Below are 14,540 nucleotides of genomic sequence, written 5' to 3' on the forward strand. Positions count from 1 at the left end.
AGATCGACAGGGCGGCGGCCTGCTCCCATGTCCACACTGCATGACCGTCGGCGGCTCGGGCCGCCGGCATCGATACCCTATTCCATGAGAAGAAATCGTATGGCTTTGCGTCGCGTCGCAACGGCGCTGCTGGTGGCTGGCTTGATCACCGCGCAGACAGCACAGGCACAGGTGACACTGAACTTCGTCAACGCGGACATCGACCAGGTGGCCAAGGCGATTGGCGCGGCAACCGGCAAAACGATCATCGTCGACCCGCGTGTGAAAGGTCAGTTGAATCTCGTGTCGGAAAATGCGGTGCCCGAAGATCAGGCGCTGAAAACCTTGCAGTCTGCGTTGCGCATGCAGGGCTTTGCGCTCGTGCAGGATCACGGCGTACTGAAAGTCGTGCCCGAGGCCGACGCGAAGCTGCAAGGCGTGCCGACCTATGTCGGCAATGCGCCTGTAGCACGTGGCGACCAGGTGGTCACGCAGGTATTCGTTCTGAAGAATGAATCGGCCAACAACCTGTTGCCGGTGCTGCGTCCGCTCATTTCGCCGAACAATACCGTGGCGGCCTACCCCGCCAACAACACGATTGTAGTGACCGACTACGCCGACAACGTGCGGCGTATTGCCCAGATCATTCAAGGCGTGGATTCCGCGGCGGGCCAGTCGGTCTCGGTGGTGCAGTTGAAGAACGCCAATGCGATCGACATCGCCACGCAACTCAACAAGATGCTCGACCCGGGTTCGATCGGCAGCACCGACGCGACGCTGAAGGTGTCGGTCACCGCCGACCCGCGCACCAACTCGCTGCTGATCCGCGCGTCGAACGGCGCGCGTCTCGCGGCGGCGAGGACTCTGGCGAAAGAACTCGATACGCCGACCACCATGCCCGGCAACATTCACGTCGTGCCGCTGCGCAACGCGGACGCGACGAAGCTTGCCAAGACTTTGCGCGGCATGTTCGGCAAAGGCGGCGACACCGGCTCGTCGAGTAACTCGAACGACGCGAATTCGTTCAACCAGAACAACAGCGGCGGCATAGGCGGCAACAATTCGACGGGCTCGTCGGGTACGCCGCCGCTGCCGTCGGGCGGACTCGGCAGCAGTTCTTTGGCTTCGCCGATGGGCGGCAGCGGCAGCGGCGGCGGATACGGCGCCGGCGGTTCCAATAACGGCGGCTTCGGCAACGACAAGGAAAAGAGCGACGACAATCAGCAAGGTGGGATGATCCAGGCGGATTCCGCGACCAACTCGCTGATCATCACGGCGGCCGAGCCGGTGTACCGCAATCTGCGTGCGGTGATCGACCAGCTCGACGCACGCCGCGCGCAGGTCTATCTCGAGGCGCTGATCGTCGAGTTGAACTCGAACACGAGCGGCAATCTCGGCATTCAGTGGCAAGTAGCGAACAACTCGATCTTTGCCGGCACCAATCTGCAGACCGGCAGCAGCAACAGCATCGTCAATCTGACGGCGGCGGCCGTGACGGCTGGGGCTACCGGCGGTCTTGCCACCGCCCTTGGAAGCGGACAGCTCCAGCAAGGCCTGAATATCGGCTGGATTCACAACATTTTCGGTGTGCAAGGACTCGGCGCGTTGCTCCAGGCGCTGTCGCAAACCGCCGATGCGAACGTGCTGTCCACGCCTAATCTCATCACGCTCGACAACGAGGAAGCGAAGATCGTCGTCGGTACGAACGTGCCGATTCAGACGGGTTCGTATTCGAATCTGACGAGCGCGACGGCAACGTCTGCGTTCAATACCTACGACCGCGTCGACGTCGGTCTGACGCTGCACGTGAAGCCGCAGATTACGGACGGCGGCATTCTCAAGTTGCAGCTCTACACTGAAGACTCGGCGATCGTCACCGGCACGAACAACGCGGCGACCAACCCGGCCGGCCCGGAATTCACCAAGCGCTCGATCCAGTCGACGGTGCTCGCCGATAACGGCGAGATCATCGTGCTGGGCGGCTTGATGCAGGACAACTACCAGGTCAGCAACAGCAAGGTGCCGCTGCTCGGCGATATTCCGTGGATCGGCCAGCTGTTCCGCTCGGAACAGAAGACCCGCAACAAGACCAACCTGATGGTGTTCCTGCGCCCTGTGATCATCAGCGATCGCGGTACGGCCCAGGCCGTGACGTCGAATCGCTACGATTACATCCAGGGCGTGCAGGGCGCGTACAAGCAGGACAACAACCTGATGAAGGACAACGACGATCCGGTGGTGCCGCCGATGCCGCTCGGTCCGAGCCAGGGCGGTTCGCCCGCGATGAATCTGTTCGATCTCGACAAGATGCGCCGTCAACAGTTGGCGCCGCCGCCGGCCAATGGCGGAGCGCCCACGAACGGCGCCGCGGCAACCAACGGCACCGCCCTGCAGAGTAGTCCGGCCACCGTTGGGCCCGCCATACAGAGCAGCCCCGTCACGGTGACGCCTTCCACGGCGTCGCCTGGAGTGCGGCCGTGAGCACGCCGTCCACGCCGCCGTCAGCGTCTGCTACGCCAGCCGCAACGCGAGCCGGTGCCGCGACACTGCCGCCCGCCGGCGCGACGGAGCACGCCGGGCGCGAGGCGCCTTCAGCCATCGCCGCGCGGCTCGTGCCGTACGGCTTTGCGCGTGCCGGCCAGATTCTGGTCGCGCATCAGCATGCGGACAGCCTCGAGGTCTGGATCAGCGAACGCACGAGCGACGCCGCGCTTTCCGAAGTAGCACGCAACTTCGGCGCAGTGTCGATCGTACGTCTGCCCGCCGATGAGCTCACGCAGGCAATCAACCAGGCGTATGCGCGCCAGGACGGCAGCGCTGCGCAGGTGGTCGGCGAAGTGGAAGGCGAAGTCGATCTCTCGCGCTTGATGCAGGACATTCCCGAGGTGGAGGATCTGCTGGAGTCGGAAGACGACGCCCCGATCATCCGCATGATCAACGCGCTGCTCACGCAAGCGGCGCGCGAGCAGGCGTCGGATATTCATATCGAGCCGTTCGAGACGTCTTCTGTAGTGCGCTTTCGCGTCGATGGCACGTTGCGCGATGTCGTGCGGCCGAAGAAAGCGCTGCACGGTGCGCTGATTTCGCGGATCAAGATCATGGCGCAGCTCGATATCGCCGAGAAGCGTTTGCCGCAAGACGGCCGTATCACGCTGCGCGTGGGCGGCCGCCCGGTCGACGTGCGCGTGTCGACATTGCCGACCGGCCACGGCGAACGCGCGGTGCTGCGTCTGCTGGAAAAAGACGCGTCACGCCTGAACCTCGAAGCGCTTGGCATGGCGTCGGATACGCTCGGCAAGTTCGACAAGCTGATCGGCAGGCCGCACGGTATCGTGCTCGTGACCGGGCCGACCGGCTCCGGTAAAACGACCACGCTGTATGCAGCCATGTCGCGGCTCGAAACCGCGACCACGAACATCATGACGGTCGAGGATCCGATCGAATACGACCTGTCGGGCATCGGCCAGACGCAGGTCAACGAACGGATCGGCATGACTTTCGCGCGGGCGCTGCGCTCGATTCTGCGGCAGGATCCGGACGTCATCATGATCGGTGAAATCCGCGACCTGGAGACTGCGCAGATCGCGGTGCAGGCGTCGTTGACAGGCCACCTCGTGCTGGCCACGCTGCACACGAACGACGCGGCATCCGCCGTGACGCGTCTGACCGACATGGGCGTCGAGCCGTATCTGCTGGCGTCGTCGCTGCTCGGCGTGCTGGCGCAGCGGCTGGTGCGGCGCCTGTGCCCGATTTGCCGCGAAGAGCGTGTCGAAGAAGACGGCAGCGTGCGCTACCATCCGGTCGGTTGCGACCGGTGCGGCCATTCCGGTTATGCGGGACGCCGTGGCGTCTACGAATTGCTGCTGATCGACGACGACATTCGCACGCTGGTTCACCGCAACGCGGCCGATGCCGAAATTCTCGCGGCCGGCCGTGCGCAAGGCATGCGCACGCTGCGCGAGGATGCGGATCGCTGGCTCGCCTCCGGGCTGACATCGCTCGAAGAAGTGATCCGCGTCACGGGCGGAGCATAAGCGCATGCCGGCATTTCGTTTCGAAGCGATCGACGCGACGGGCAAGGCGCAAAAAGGCGTGCTCGACGCCGACAGCGCGCGCGGCGCGCGGACCAATCTGCGCTCGCAAGGACTGACGCCGCTCGTCGTGGAACCGGCGGCCACGCGCACGCGCGGCGAGCGCAATCAACGGCTGTCGCTGGGGCGGCGTCTGTCGCAACGCGAGCAGGCGATCCTGACGCGCCAGCTCGCCAGCCTGCTGATCGCGGGCCTGCCGCTCGACGAAGCGCTCGCCGTGCTCACCGAGCAATCGGAGCGCGACTACATTCGCGAGCTGATGGCGTCGATTCGCGCGGAAGTGCTCGGCGGCCATTCTCTGGCCAATGCGCTGACGCAGCATCCGAAAGACTTCCCCGAGATTTATCGCGCGCTGGTCGCGGCCGGTGAACATACCGGCAAGCTCGGTCTCGTGCTGTCGCGGCTCGCCGACTACATCGAGCAACGCAACGCGCTCAAGCAGAAGATTGTGCTCGCGTTCACGTACCCCACCATCGTCACGATCATCGCGTTCGGCATTGTCACGTTTCTGTTGAGCTATGTGGTGCCGCAGGTGGTCAACGTGTTCGCCAGCACCAAGCAGCAACTGCCCTTCCTCACCATCATGATGATGGCGCTCTCCGGGTTCGTGCGGAACTGGTGGTGGGCGGTGCTGATCGGCGTGATCGTGCTGGTGTATCTGGTGCGCTCGATTCTGCGGCAACCCGGCCCGCGCCTCGCGTTCGACCGGTGGCTGCTCACTGCCCCGCTGCTCGGCAAACTCGTGCGCGGCTACAACACCGTGCGCTTTGCGAGCACGCTCGGCATTCTCACCGCGGCGGGCGTGCCGATTCTGCGCGCGCTGCAAGCCGCCGCCGAAACGCTCAGCAACAACGCGATGCGCGAGAACATCGACGATGCGATCGTGCGTGTGCGCGAAGGCACGTCGCTGTCACGCGCGCTCGGCAACACGAAGACGTTTCCGCCGGTGCTGGTGCACCTGATCCGTTCCGGCGAAGCGACCGGCGACGTGACCACGATGCTCGACCGCGCAGCCGATGGTGAAGCGCGCGAACTCGAACGCCGCACGATGTTCCTGACGAGTCTGCTGGAGCCGTTGCTGATTCTGGCGATGGGGGGCGTGGTGCTGGTGATCGTGCTGGCGGTGATGCTGCCGATCATCGAGTTGAACAACCTGGTGCAGTAGGAGTGGATTGCGCTGTCACCGTTAGTGACGACAGCGCAATCGATTGAAGCGACGCTGTTGTTCAGTGCGTGGGCTTCAGCGCACGTAGATCGTCGGACCTGCGGGGTTGGCTGGCAGGAACACTTCGGAATGCGCGCCATTGCGGTCGATGATGATCGAGCGGGCGCGGACTTCTGAGAGCTTGCTGCCTTGCATCAGCGCGCTGCCGAGCGACACCGCATGCGGCGGTTCGCCGCCCACGCTGACGATGGCCGCGGCGCCTTCCCGCAAAGCGAGGATGCCGAACAGCCGCACGTCCTGGTTGGCGTTGCGCGTGAGCTGGCCGCCGAACAGCGTGGCAGCCTGCTCGGTCGAGAGCTGCGCGTGCGCGGCGGCGGCGGGCAACGGCGCACCGGACAACGTGCTGAGCGTGATGACCCAGTAGGTCAGCGTCGCGCAGAACACGGCGAACAGCGCGAGCGACAGAAGGCGGATTTGGATGGCGTTCATGCGCATCATTGTACGGACTATTGTGAAAATTGCGTTGGGCTGAAAGCGCCTTCTCACGACCCTTCAACTGCATGACATTAAAATGACCGGCCGGGCGTGTTCAATGGCACCCTGATTGCCAAAACGCGAATCCCGCCCAGTCAAAAATTTCACCTGAAAAGAGGTAGCAAGCTATGCAACTGTCGACCACTCGCCGTCATGACATCGCGGGTCCGCGAAGCCGTCGTCAACGCGGTTTCACGCTGATCGAAATCATGGTCGTGATCGCGATTCTGGGCATTCTGGCCGCGTTGATCGTGCCGAAGATCATGAGCCGTCCCGACGAAGCGCGCCGGGTCGCCGCCAAGCAGGACATCGGCACGATGATGCAGGCGCTGAAACTCTATCGTCTGGACAACGGCCGTTATCCGACGCAGGAGCAGGGTTTGCGCGCGCTGATCGAAAAGCCGAGTACGGATCCGGTGCCGAACAACTGGAAAGACGGCGGCTACCTCGAGCGTCTGCCGAATGATCCGTGGGGTAACGCCTACCAGTTTCTGAATCCGGGCGTGCACGGCGAGATCGATGTGTTCAGCTATGGCGCGGACGGCAAGGCGGGCGGCGAAGGCAATGACGCCGACGTCGGCTCGTGGCAGTAAGCGCTTATGGGGTCGGTGTTTTCGTGCGTGCGGTGGGATTGAACCCCGCACGTTTCTGTCGATGCATCGTCGTTTGATTTTGAGTTGATCGTTCGTGGCCGGCACTATGCGATTGTCCTCTTGCAAGTCCCGTGTGGACACGCCCTGTACGGCTTCATTGCCGTGCGCGGCGTGGGCCGACGCGCGCGCGCAAGGTGTGCGCCGCCCGGGTGACGCGGGCCGGCGCGGCGTCGGCAAACGCGCGGCGGGTTTCACGCTGCTGGAAATGCTGGTGGTGCTGGTGATCGCGGGCTTGCTGGTGTCCTTGACCGCGTTGACGATGACACGCAATCCGCGCACCGATCTGAACGAGGAAGCGCAGCGTCTCGCGCTGCTGTTCGAATCGGCCGGCGACGAAGCGCAGGTGCGCGCGCGGCCGATTGCCTGGCAACCGCTCGATGGCGGCTTTCGTTTCGACCTGCGCACCGAAGACGGCTGGCGACCGCTGCGCGACGATCTGCTTGGGCCGCGTCGCTGGGAAGGCGGCGTGACCGGCGTGAGCATCAGCTATCCGGGTTCCGATTCGCAGCCTAGCCGTATCGTTTTCGGCACTGAGGCCATCGACGTGCCCGTGCAGATCACGCTGTTTTCGGCAGCCGGGAGCGCGACGATCGTCGGCACCGGCAATGGCCGCTACGAGGTGCACTGAGATGCGTCGTTGCAGGAGCATGACGGCTCGCGAGAAGGTTCACGGCGCAGAGCGCGGTTTCACGATGATCGAAGTGCTGGTGGCGCTGGCGATCATCGCCGTGGCGTTGGCCGCGTCGTTACGCGCGGTGGGCAGTCTCGCGAGCGGCGAGGCCGATCTGCACCGCCGCCTGCTGGCTGGCTGGAGCGCGGACAACACGTTGGCGCAATTGCATCTGACGCATGCCTGGCCAAACGTCGGCTCGACGAGTTTCGACTGTTCGCAGGGCAACTTGCAGTTGATCTGTACGGAGCAGGTGACGGCCACGCCGAATCCGGTGTTTCGTCGAGTGGAAGTGATGGTGACGATGCCGGGCGGGTCCGGCAATCTGGCTCAGATGGTGACGGTGGTCGCGAATGAAAACAACCGTTCGCTCTGAGCGCCGGCGCCGATTGGGCGCGCGGGGCGTGCGTGGTTTCACGCTGATCGAATTGCTGGTGGCGATTGCGATTCTGGCGGTGATTGCCGTGCTGTCGTGGCGCGGGCTCGACCAGATCATTCGCGGCCGGCAGACCATCACGAGCGCGATGGAGGACGAGCGCGTTTTTGCGCAGTTGTTCGACCAGATGCGGATCGATGCGCGGCAGGCCGCGTCGGATGATGAGGCTGGGCAGCCGGCGGTGTCGGTGTCCGGCAGCGTGTTGCAGATCGTGCGGGAATTCCGGTTGCCGGGTGCGGCGCCGCGGTTGCAGGTGGTGAGGTATCGGGTGTCCGATGGACGCGTGATTCGGTATGCGTCGCCGCCGTTGGCGAATATGGGGGAGTTGCGGGGGGCGCTGCGCGGCAGTGAAGGTGATGGATGGAGCGGTCTGCCGTTGATGGGCGGTGTTGGGTCTATTTCTGCTCAGGTTTATGTGCCTAAGGTGGGGTGGACTACGCAGATGGGTGAGGTGCAGAGCGCCATTACGGAGGCGGACAATAATCTTAAGGTGCCCCAGTTGGGGAGTGCGCCGCTGCCGCGGTCTGTGACTGGGTTGCAGGTTAGTGTTGGGGCTAAGTCGTTGGCGCGGCCTGTTACTCGGGTTTTTCTCGTCGGAGAGTGATATGAAGTTCGCTTTTTTGGCTTTTCGACGGGGGTGTCTTGGGGCGTTTGGTTTTGGCCTTTCCTTGAATTCTTTGTGGTGTATTAGCGTTGCCCCTGTGCGGGGCGGCACTTACTTTCTTTGCCGCCGCAAAGAAAGTAAGCAAAGAAAGCGGCTTCAAACCGCTAACGTACAAGCGGGTCCCCCGCACAGTCACTTTCGTGGCGCGATCAACGCACATTCCCTCGCACAGCAAACGGCAGTGACCAGGCAGTCATCCGTTCCGGCGGCGCTGCGCGCGCCGAGCGGCAAGCAACGAACCCATCGGCCCGTAGCAATGCCTGCGTTTGCCTCACAGTATGTTCGCTCTGCTTCGGCGTCTGCGCATGCATCCGCGCCCCCTTCGGCGCCTCGCCGAGGCGAAGCCGATGGCCCCCGCTTCGCCGAAACGCAGGCACTGGGCTCTACCCTTCCGGCGAGCACATCGTGCGAGGCGGGAGGTATGACGGCTTTGTCACGGGTGTCGAATGTGCGAGGTGACGGATTCCAGATGGTCCACTACTGGGGCTGTGCGGGGGATCCGCTTAGCATTGGCGGTGTGAAGCGGCTTTCTTTGCCTACTTTCTTTGCCGCGGCAAAGAAAGTAGGTGCCGCCCCGCACAGGGGCAACGCTAATAGACCACAAAGAATTCAAGGAAAGGCCAACAAAAAGCAAAGCCAGAAAACCCAAACCGGCGTAGCCATAATCAGCGCATTACTAGTAGTCGCACTATCAGCGATCCTGGTATCGGGCATGCTCTGGCGCCAGCAAGTCCAGATCCGAAGGATAGAAAACCAGCGCCTCCTCTCGCAAGCCCAATGGGTATCCCGCGGCGCGCTAGACTGGACACGCCTGATCCTCCGCTCAGAAGGCGACACATCAGCCGGCATCACATACCTTGGCGGCCTATGGGGCGTCCCAATAGCCAAAACCCGCCTATCCGATTTCTTAGGCCAAATAGGCGAAGTAAGAGCACAACAAGGCGCAGAAACCTACCTATCGGGTTCAATCGAAGACGCCCAGGCAAAATTCAACCTGAGAAACCTGGTCGAAAGCCCAGCCCCAGGCGTAATGCAACTGGACATGGACCAGATCGGCGCCTACCAGCGCCTGCTGGCATCACTCGGCGCAAACAGCCAGCTTGCAAAAACCACAGCAATCCAGGTCCGCGCGAGCCTGGCCCAATCGGCAACCCGTTTTCAGACCATCACGTCCACGAACGGCACAACCGCGACCCCGCCGCCGATCCAGGGCGGCGCCACCGGCGGCAGCTTCACCAACAAACCGGGTATCGAAGACAGCGAAGACAGCTCCGCGAACGCCCCGATCCAGATGACCAGCGTCGACTCGCTGCTCGATATCCCAGGCTATACGCCCGAAATGGTCGCGCGCTTGCGCCCCTTCGTCACCGTGCTGCCGACGGTATCGGCAGTCAACGTGAACACGGCTTCGGCCGAAGTCATCGCGGCAGTCATACCCGGAATGAGTGTGTCGACGGCACAAGCCTTAGTCGCGCGCCGGCAAACAGTGTTTTTCCGCAACGCCGGCGATATACAACTCGCGCTACAAGCCGCCGGCGTGCAATCCACCTCGGTCGACCCGAACGAACTCGACGTCAACTCGAATTACTTCCTCATCCACGGCCGCGTCCAGCACGAACGCGCCGAGGTGGACCGCACGACCCTCGTCTATCGCGACGCATTGACTCACACTACGCGTATCGTGCGAGTAGAAGACCAACTATGAATAACGCCTTTCCCAGAGAGAGTGGCCTTTGAGCACGCTGATCGTTCTATTGCCGCCGCGTGATCCGGCGGTGCCATCGCAGGAATGGCAACTGCCGGAGCTGCCGTTCGTGCTGCTCGACAAGTCGGGCCGCGCCCAGCGCACCGGCCGGTCGGCGCTCGCGCTGCTGCCGCGCGCCTCCACCACGGTGCTGATGGTCGCCGCGCGCGACCTGCTGATGATGCCCGCCACACTGCCGCCGCTGCGCGGCCCGCGGCTGCGTCAGGCGCTGCCCAATATCGTCGAGGATCAACTGATCCAGGACCCGCAGACTTGCCACATCGCCGTCGACCCGAAACCGCTCGCGGGCGGCCGGCAGTTGCTGGCGATCATCGACCGCGGCTGGTTCCGCTATATCTGCGAATCGTTCACCAACGCCGGCCATCGCAGCTTGCGCGCGGTGCCGGTCACGCGCTGCCTGCCGCAGGCGGCCGCGCTCGATGCCGACGTGCCTGCCGAAGTCGCGGAAACGGTGAATGCCGGTGAGCCGGCTATGGCGGGCGCGGCCGGCGTGGCGACGTCGCTGCCGGGCGTCACGCCGGTGCTGGCGCCCGGCGTCGCGGCTGCGGTGCCGATGGTGGCCGCGGTGCTCGGCGCTGTGGTGCAGACCGCGCCCGCGCTGCTGCTCGAAGGCGTGGCCAACAGCGCAGGCGACCGTGGCGTGCCGCGCGTCGAACTGGCAATCGCACGCGGAGTGCAAGGCGAAGGGCTGGCAGTGCCGGCCAGCGCCGTGAACGCGACGCTCGGCGCGCTCGCCGGGGCGGCGCCGGTCTCTCTGCACATGCTCACTGAAGTGCCCGGCAACGAGCCGAGTCTCGCGCCGAATAGCCCGGCGCGGCTGGCTGCATACATCCACGGCGCCAGTCCGCTGCCGTTCGAACAGCTCGCGCGGCGCGCGCTGGAGTGCCGCTTCGACCTGTGCCAGTTCGAGTTCGCCTCGCAACCGTGGCGGCTCGACCGCGCGACGCTGCGGCGTCTGCGGCTGCCGGTGCTGCTCGCGGTCGGCGCGCTGCTGGTGGCGATCATCGGCGCAAACGTGCAGTGGCTGATGCTCGCGCGCCAACGCGACGCGATCAACCAGCAGATGACCGAACTGCTGCTCAACACCTTCCCCAAAACGACCGTCGTGCTCGACGCGCCTGACCAGATGTCGCGCCAGTTGCAGCAGTTGCGTGTCGCGGCGGGTGAGCTGTCGCCGGATGACTTTCTGCCGCTCGCCGACGGCCTCGCGCGCTCGCTGCCGCCGGTGCCGGTCAACGGCATTGCCGCGCTCGACTATCACGACCGGCGGCTCGACGTGAACTTCAAGCCGGAGGTCAAGCTCGATCCCAATTTCGCCAAGCGCCTGGCGCGTAACGGCCTGAGCGGCGCGATCGACAGCAATACCGGCAAATGGACCATCAGGAACGGACAATGAAAGCTGAACTCGCTCAAACCTGGGCCGGATTCTGGGAGCAGCGCACCGAGCGCGAAAAAGCCCTGCTGACGTGGGGCGGCGGAGTGCTCGCCGTCGTGATCGCGTGGTCGGTGCTGTGGGCGCCGGCGCAGGAAGGCCGCTCGCATCTGCGTGAATCGCTGCCCGCCATGCAGCGGCAACTGGCGCAGATGACCGCGCAGGCGAACGAAGCGCGCCAACTATCGGCGGCGGCTCAAGGCGTCGCGCCGACCGGCGCCGCGCTGAAGGACGCTCTTACCGCTTCGCTCAGCGATCACGGCCTCGCGGCGGCGCAGGTCCAGGTGATCGGCAACGCGGTCCAGATCCAGTTGAAGAACGCGTCGTTCCCGGCGTGGACCGCGTGGGTCGACGACGCGCGCAAGCAGTTCAAGGTGCAAGTCTCGGAGGCGCACGCCACGGCGCTCAAGGAAGACGGCCAGGTGGACCTGACGGCGTCGTTGCAGCCGTCCACCGCGAAATGACAATTACCGCGACCTCGCCGTCACAGGAACTCGCATGAATTACTGGATGCGGCGCTTGCGCGTCGCGCTGCCCTGGCTGGTGGTGGCGGTGCTGTCCGCCGCGGCCGTGATGCTGACGATGCTGCCGGCCGCCTGGATCACCCCGCAGTTCGCCAAACAGACGGGTGGCCACGTCAATCTCGTCAATCCGGCCGGTTCGCTGTGGCACGGCTCGGCCACGCTGATGCTGGCCGCCGGCTCCGACATGAGCGCGGCGACGCTGCTGCCTGGCCGGATCGAATGGCACACGGCGTTCTGGCCGCTGTTTACTGGTCGCGTGCGCATGATCATGCGGCACAGCGAAGCGATGCCGGAGCCGATCACCGTCGACGCCACGCCGCGGGCCGCGACCGTCACGTCTGGCGCGATCGCCGTGCCGGCTTCGCTGCTGAGCGGTCTTGGCGCGCCCTTTAACACGCTCGATCTGCAGGGCAATGTGCAACTGTCCTGGTCGGACTGGCGCAGCTTCAATCGGGAGGCGTTCGGGCAACTGACCATCACGCTGACCGACGTCAGTTCGCGCGTCTCGCTGGTCAAGCCGCTTGGCTCGTACCGGGTGGTGTTTCAGGCGCAGGGCGAGTCGTCCACGCTCGACCTGACCACCACCAAGGGCCCGTTGATGCTGACCGGCAATGGCACGGTGTCGGCGGCGTCGACATCGTTTCATGGGACGGCCAGCGCCGCGCCGGAGGCCCGCGATAACCTCGCAGGATTGCTGAACCTGTTAGGGCGGCCAAGCGGGCCGGACACGGTGGCGTTGACGTTCGTGCACTGAGGCGCGCGGTCTGGCGGTACGGGGCAGGTTGGTTCAGACGGGGCATTGCCTCGTTGCATGAGGCGGCCAGCGCTACCGTGTAAGAGCGCCACAACCTCGCGGCGCTGCTGAATCTGTCGTGGTGCCGAGCGTCCACGGAATAAAAAAGAGGCATGACCGTGGAATGCGGCCATGCCTCTTTGTTTTGCCTGGACGGCCAGCGCCTTCTACTCGGCTTGCGTCCGTGACGGCGGCGTCGCCATGCTTTGCGCGACAGGCGCAGCCGATGACGCCGGCGCCGGCGCTGCCACATCGCCGGTTTCGCGATTCATCTGCGAGGCGTCCCAGCCGCCGCCCAGCGCCTTCACCAGTCCCACCGACGACACCATCCGCTGCCCGGCGATGTTCTCCAGCTTCTGCTCGGCCGTGAAAGCCGTGGTCTGCGCCGTCAGCACGTTGACGAAGCCGACCGTGCCGGCCTTGTACTCGTTCGTGACGATGGCGAGCGCCTGGCGCGCCGAATCCACCGCCTGCTGCTGCACGACGATTTCCTGCGCGAGGATGCGCTGCGACGCGAGGTTGTCCTCGACATCCTGGAACGCAGCCAGCACCGTTTGACGGTAGGTCGCGACGTCGCCGTCGTAGGCCGCGCGCGCGGCGTCGGTCTGAGCCTGGCGCAGGCCGGCGTCGAACAGCGTCGCAGCGAGTTGCGGTCCAAGCGTCCAGAAGCGCGACGGCGCGGTCAGCAACTGTGAGAACACCGAATTTTCGAAGCCGCCGGAAGCCGACAGCGTCAGCGACGGGAAGAACGCGGCGATGGCGACGCCGATCTGTTCGTTCGCCGCCGCGGCTTTGCGCTCCGCCGAGGCGATATCCGGACGCCGCTCGAGCAGCGCGGACGGCATCTGCGCCGGCACGGTGGGCGGCGTGGCGGTGAGCGGCATCGGCGGAATCGAGAAGGTCGAGGCCGGTTCGCCGACCAGGACGGCGATCGCGTGCTCGTCCTGGGCGCGCTGAACGCCGTTGTCGATCGCGGACGCCTGCGCCGATTGCAATTGCGTCTGCGCCTGGATCACGTCGGAGCGCGCGGCAACGCCGGCCGCATACTGGTTCTGCGTGAGTTGCAGCGAGCGCTGGTAGGCCGCGACGGTGTCGTCGAGCAGCTTTTGGGTCGAATCGAGCGCACGCAGCGAGAAGTAGGTCTGGGCGAGCGTGGCCTGAGCCGACAGCCGCGCGTTGGCGAGGTCCGCCGCGGCGCTTTGCTGGCCGGCTTTCTGCGCGTTCACCGAGCGGGTGACCGAGCCCCACAAGTCCGGCTCCCAGCTTGCGTCGAGCTGCACGTTGAAACTGTTGCTGATGCCGGAACGGCTCGTCGCCGTGGTCGAGTTGCCGCCGGAGGACGTGCCGTTGCCGGACCGCGTTGCACCCGCCGACGCGCCGATAGTCGGGAAATACGCCGCCCGCGCTTCGCCGACCAGCGCGCGCGCCTGCCGGTACGCGGCCGCGAATTGGGCGACCGTCTGGTTGGCGGTGTTCAGGCGCTCCTCGAGCGCGTTGAGCTGAGGGTCTTCGTAGATGCTCCACCAGTCGCCGCGATCCTGCTGATCGGCCGGTTGAGCGACTTTCCAGCCGGGCGCGGCTTCCTTGTACGACGCCGGGATCTCGGCGGCAGGCCGCTTGTAGTCGGGGCCGACCGCGCAAGCCGCCAGCAGGCCGGCGAGGGCTGCAGCCACGGCAATAGTCAGGGCGCGAGGCGCAAGCATCCGCGCGCGCGAGATTCGATCAGACTGCATGCAATGAATTCCTTCTGGACGCCGCGGCGCGGCCAATGGCGGCACCGCCGGCCTGGCGAGATCTTGGTCTGCCGGAATGTTAGCGTATGAGCCCGCTGGGC

General features: G+C 64.9%; 13 protein-coding genes. 11 read left to right on the forward strand and 2 right to left on the reverse strand.

Going from position 1 to position 14,540, the window contains the following annotated elements; genetic code table 11:
- The first annotated feature begins 99 nt into the window (after positions 1–99).
- Genes gspD through gspF form a run of 3 tightly spaced genes read left to right on the forward strand, consistent with a single transcriptional unit; the run spans position 100 to position 5,235 of the window.
- Entirely contained in the window at positions 100–2,460 is a 2,361-nt protein-coding gene (gene gspD / locus PQR54_RS01210) for a type II secretion system secretin GspD (protein ID WP_408243732.1), read from the forward strand.
- Positions 2,457–4,013, forward strand: a complete 1,557-nt coding sequence (gene gspE / locus PQR54_RS01215) for a type II secretion system ATPase GspE (RefSeq protein ID WP_134138826.1) — start codon at positions 2,457–2,459, stop codon at positions 4,011–4,013. Before gspD ends, gspE begins: the two co-directional genes overlap by 4 nt.
- Before the next feature lie 4 nt (positions 4,014–4,017).
- A complete protein-coding gene (gene gspF / locus PQR54_RS01220; RefSeq protein WP_408243733.1) occupies positions 4,018–5,235 on the forward strand; it encodes a type II secretion system inner membrane protein GspF in 1,218 nt (405 codons plus the stop codon).
- A gap of 75 nt (positions 5,236–5,310) precedes the next feature.
- On the opposite strand, the gene PQR54_RS01225 is transcribed toward gspF, so the two are convergent.
- Positions 5,311–5,724: a hypothetical protein gene (locus tag PQR54_RS01225; protein ID WP_408243734.1), complete on the reverse strand. Its 414-nt coding sequence runs from the start codon at positions 5,722–5,724 to the stop codon at positions 5,311–5,313.
- Between the two features lie 173 nt (positions 5,725–5,897).
- Between PQR54_RS01225 and gspG the strand changes: the two genes are divergently transcribed.
- The 8 genes from gspG (at position 5,898) to PQR54_RS01265 (ending at position 12,667) form a co-directional block, all read left to right on the forward strand.
- Positions 5,898–6,362, forward strand: a complete 465-nt coding sequence (gene gspG, locus PQR54_RS01230; RefSeq protein ID WP_408243735.1) for a type II secretion system major pseudopilin GspG — start codon at positions 5,898–5,900, stop codon at positions 6,360–6,362.
- 106 nt (positions 6,363–6,468) lie between these two features.
- Positions 6,469–7,050 (forward strand): GspH/FimT family pseudopilin, encoded by a 582-nt coding sequence (locus PQR54_RS01235; RefSeq protein WP_408243736.1) that lies wholly within the window; start codon positions 6,469–6,471, stop codon positions 7,048–7,050.
- A gap of 1 nt (position 7,051) precedes the next feature.
- Positions 7,052–7,468, forward strand: coding sequence for a type II secretion system minor pseudopilin GspI (gene gspI, locus PQR54_RS01240; RefSeq protein ID WP_408243737.1), 417 nt, complete (start codon positions 7,052–7,054; stop codon positions 7,466–7,468).
- Positions 7,446–8,132: a PulJ/GspJ family protein gene (locus PQR54_RS01245; RefSeq protein ID WP_408243738.1), complete on the forward strand. Its 687-nt coding sequence runs from the start codon at positions 7,446–7,448 to the stop codon at positions 8,130–8,132. The genes gspI and PQR54_RS01245 overlap by 23 nt, the downstream gene beginning before the upstream one ends.
- A gap of 481 nt (positions 8,133–8,613) precedes the next feature.
- Positions 8,614–9,897 carry a type II secretion system minor pseudopilin GspK gene (gspK, locus tag PQR54_RS01250; protein WP_408243739.1) on the forward strand — a complete coding sequence of 428 codons (1,284 nt, stop codon included), beginning with the start codon at positions 8,614–8,616 and terminating at the stop codon, positions 9,895–9,897.
- Positions 9,898–9,925: 28 nt separating this feature from the next.
- Positions 9,926–11,353 (forward strand): type II secretion system protein GspL, encoded by a 1,428-nt coding sequence (gspL, locus tag PQR54_RS01255; RefSeq protein WP_408243740.1) that lies wholly within the window; start codon positions 9,926–9,928, stop codon positions 11,351–11,353.
- Complete coding sequence (locus PQR54_RS01260; RefSeq protein WP_408243741.1) at positions 11,350–11,853, forward strand: type II secretion system protein M; 504 nt, start codon at positions 11,350–11,352, stop codon at positions 11,851–11,853. Before gspL ends, PQR54_RS01260 begins: the two co-directional genes overlap by 4 nt.
- A gap of 34 nt (positions 11,854–11,887) precedes the next feature.
- Positions 11,888–12,667 (forward strand): type II secretion system protein N, encoded by a 780-nt coding sequence (locus tag PQR54_RS01265; protein ID WP_408243742.1) that lies wholly within the window; start codon positions 11,888–11,890, stop codon positions 12,665–12,667.
- Between the two features lie 206 nt (positions 12,668–12,873).
- Here PQR54_RS01265 and PQR54_RS01270 read toward each other — a convergent pair whose 3' ends face one another.
- Positions 12,874–14,439: an efflux transporter outer membrane subunit gene (locus PQR54_RS01270; RefSeq protein WP_408243743.1), complete on the reverse strand. Its 1,566-nt coding sequence runs from the start codon at positions 14,437–14,439 to the stop codon at positions 12,874–12,876.
- Between the last annotated feature and the right edge of the window lie 101 nt (positions 14,440–14,540).

This window comes from Paraburkholderia phytofirmans (genome assembly GCF_046028095.1).
GTDB classification, from domain to species: Bacteria; Pseudomonadota; Gammaproteobacteria; order Burkholderiales; family Burkholderiaceae; genus Paraburkholderia; species Paraburkholderia phytofirmans_A.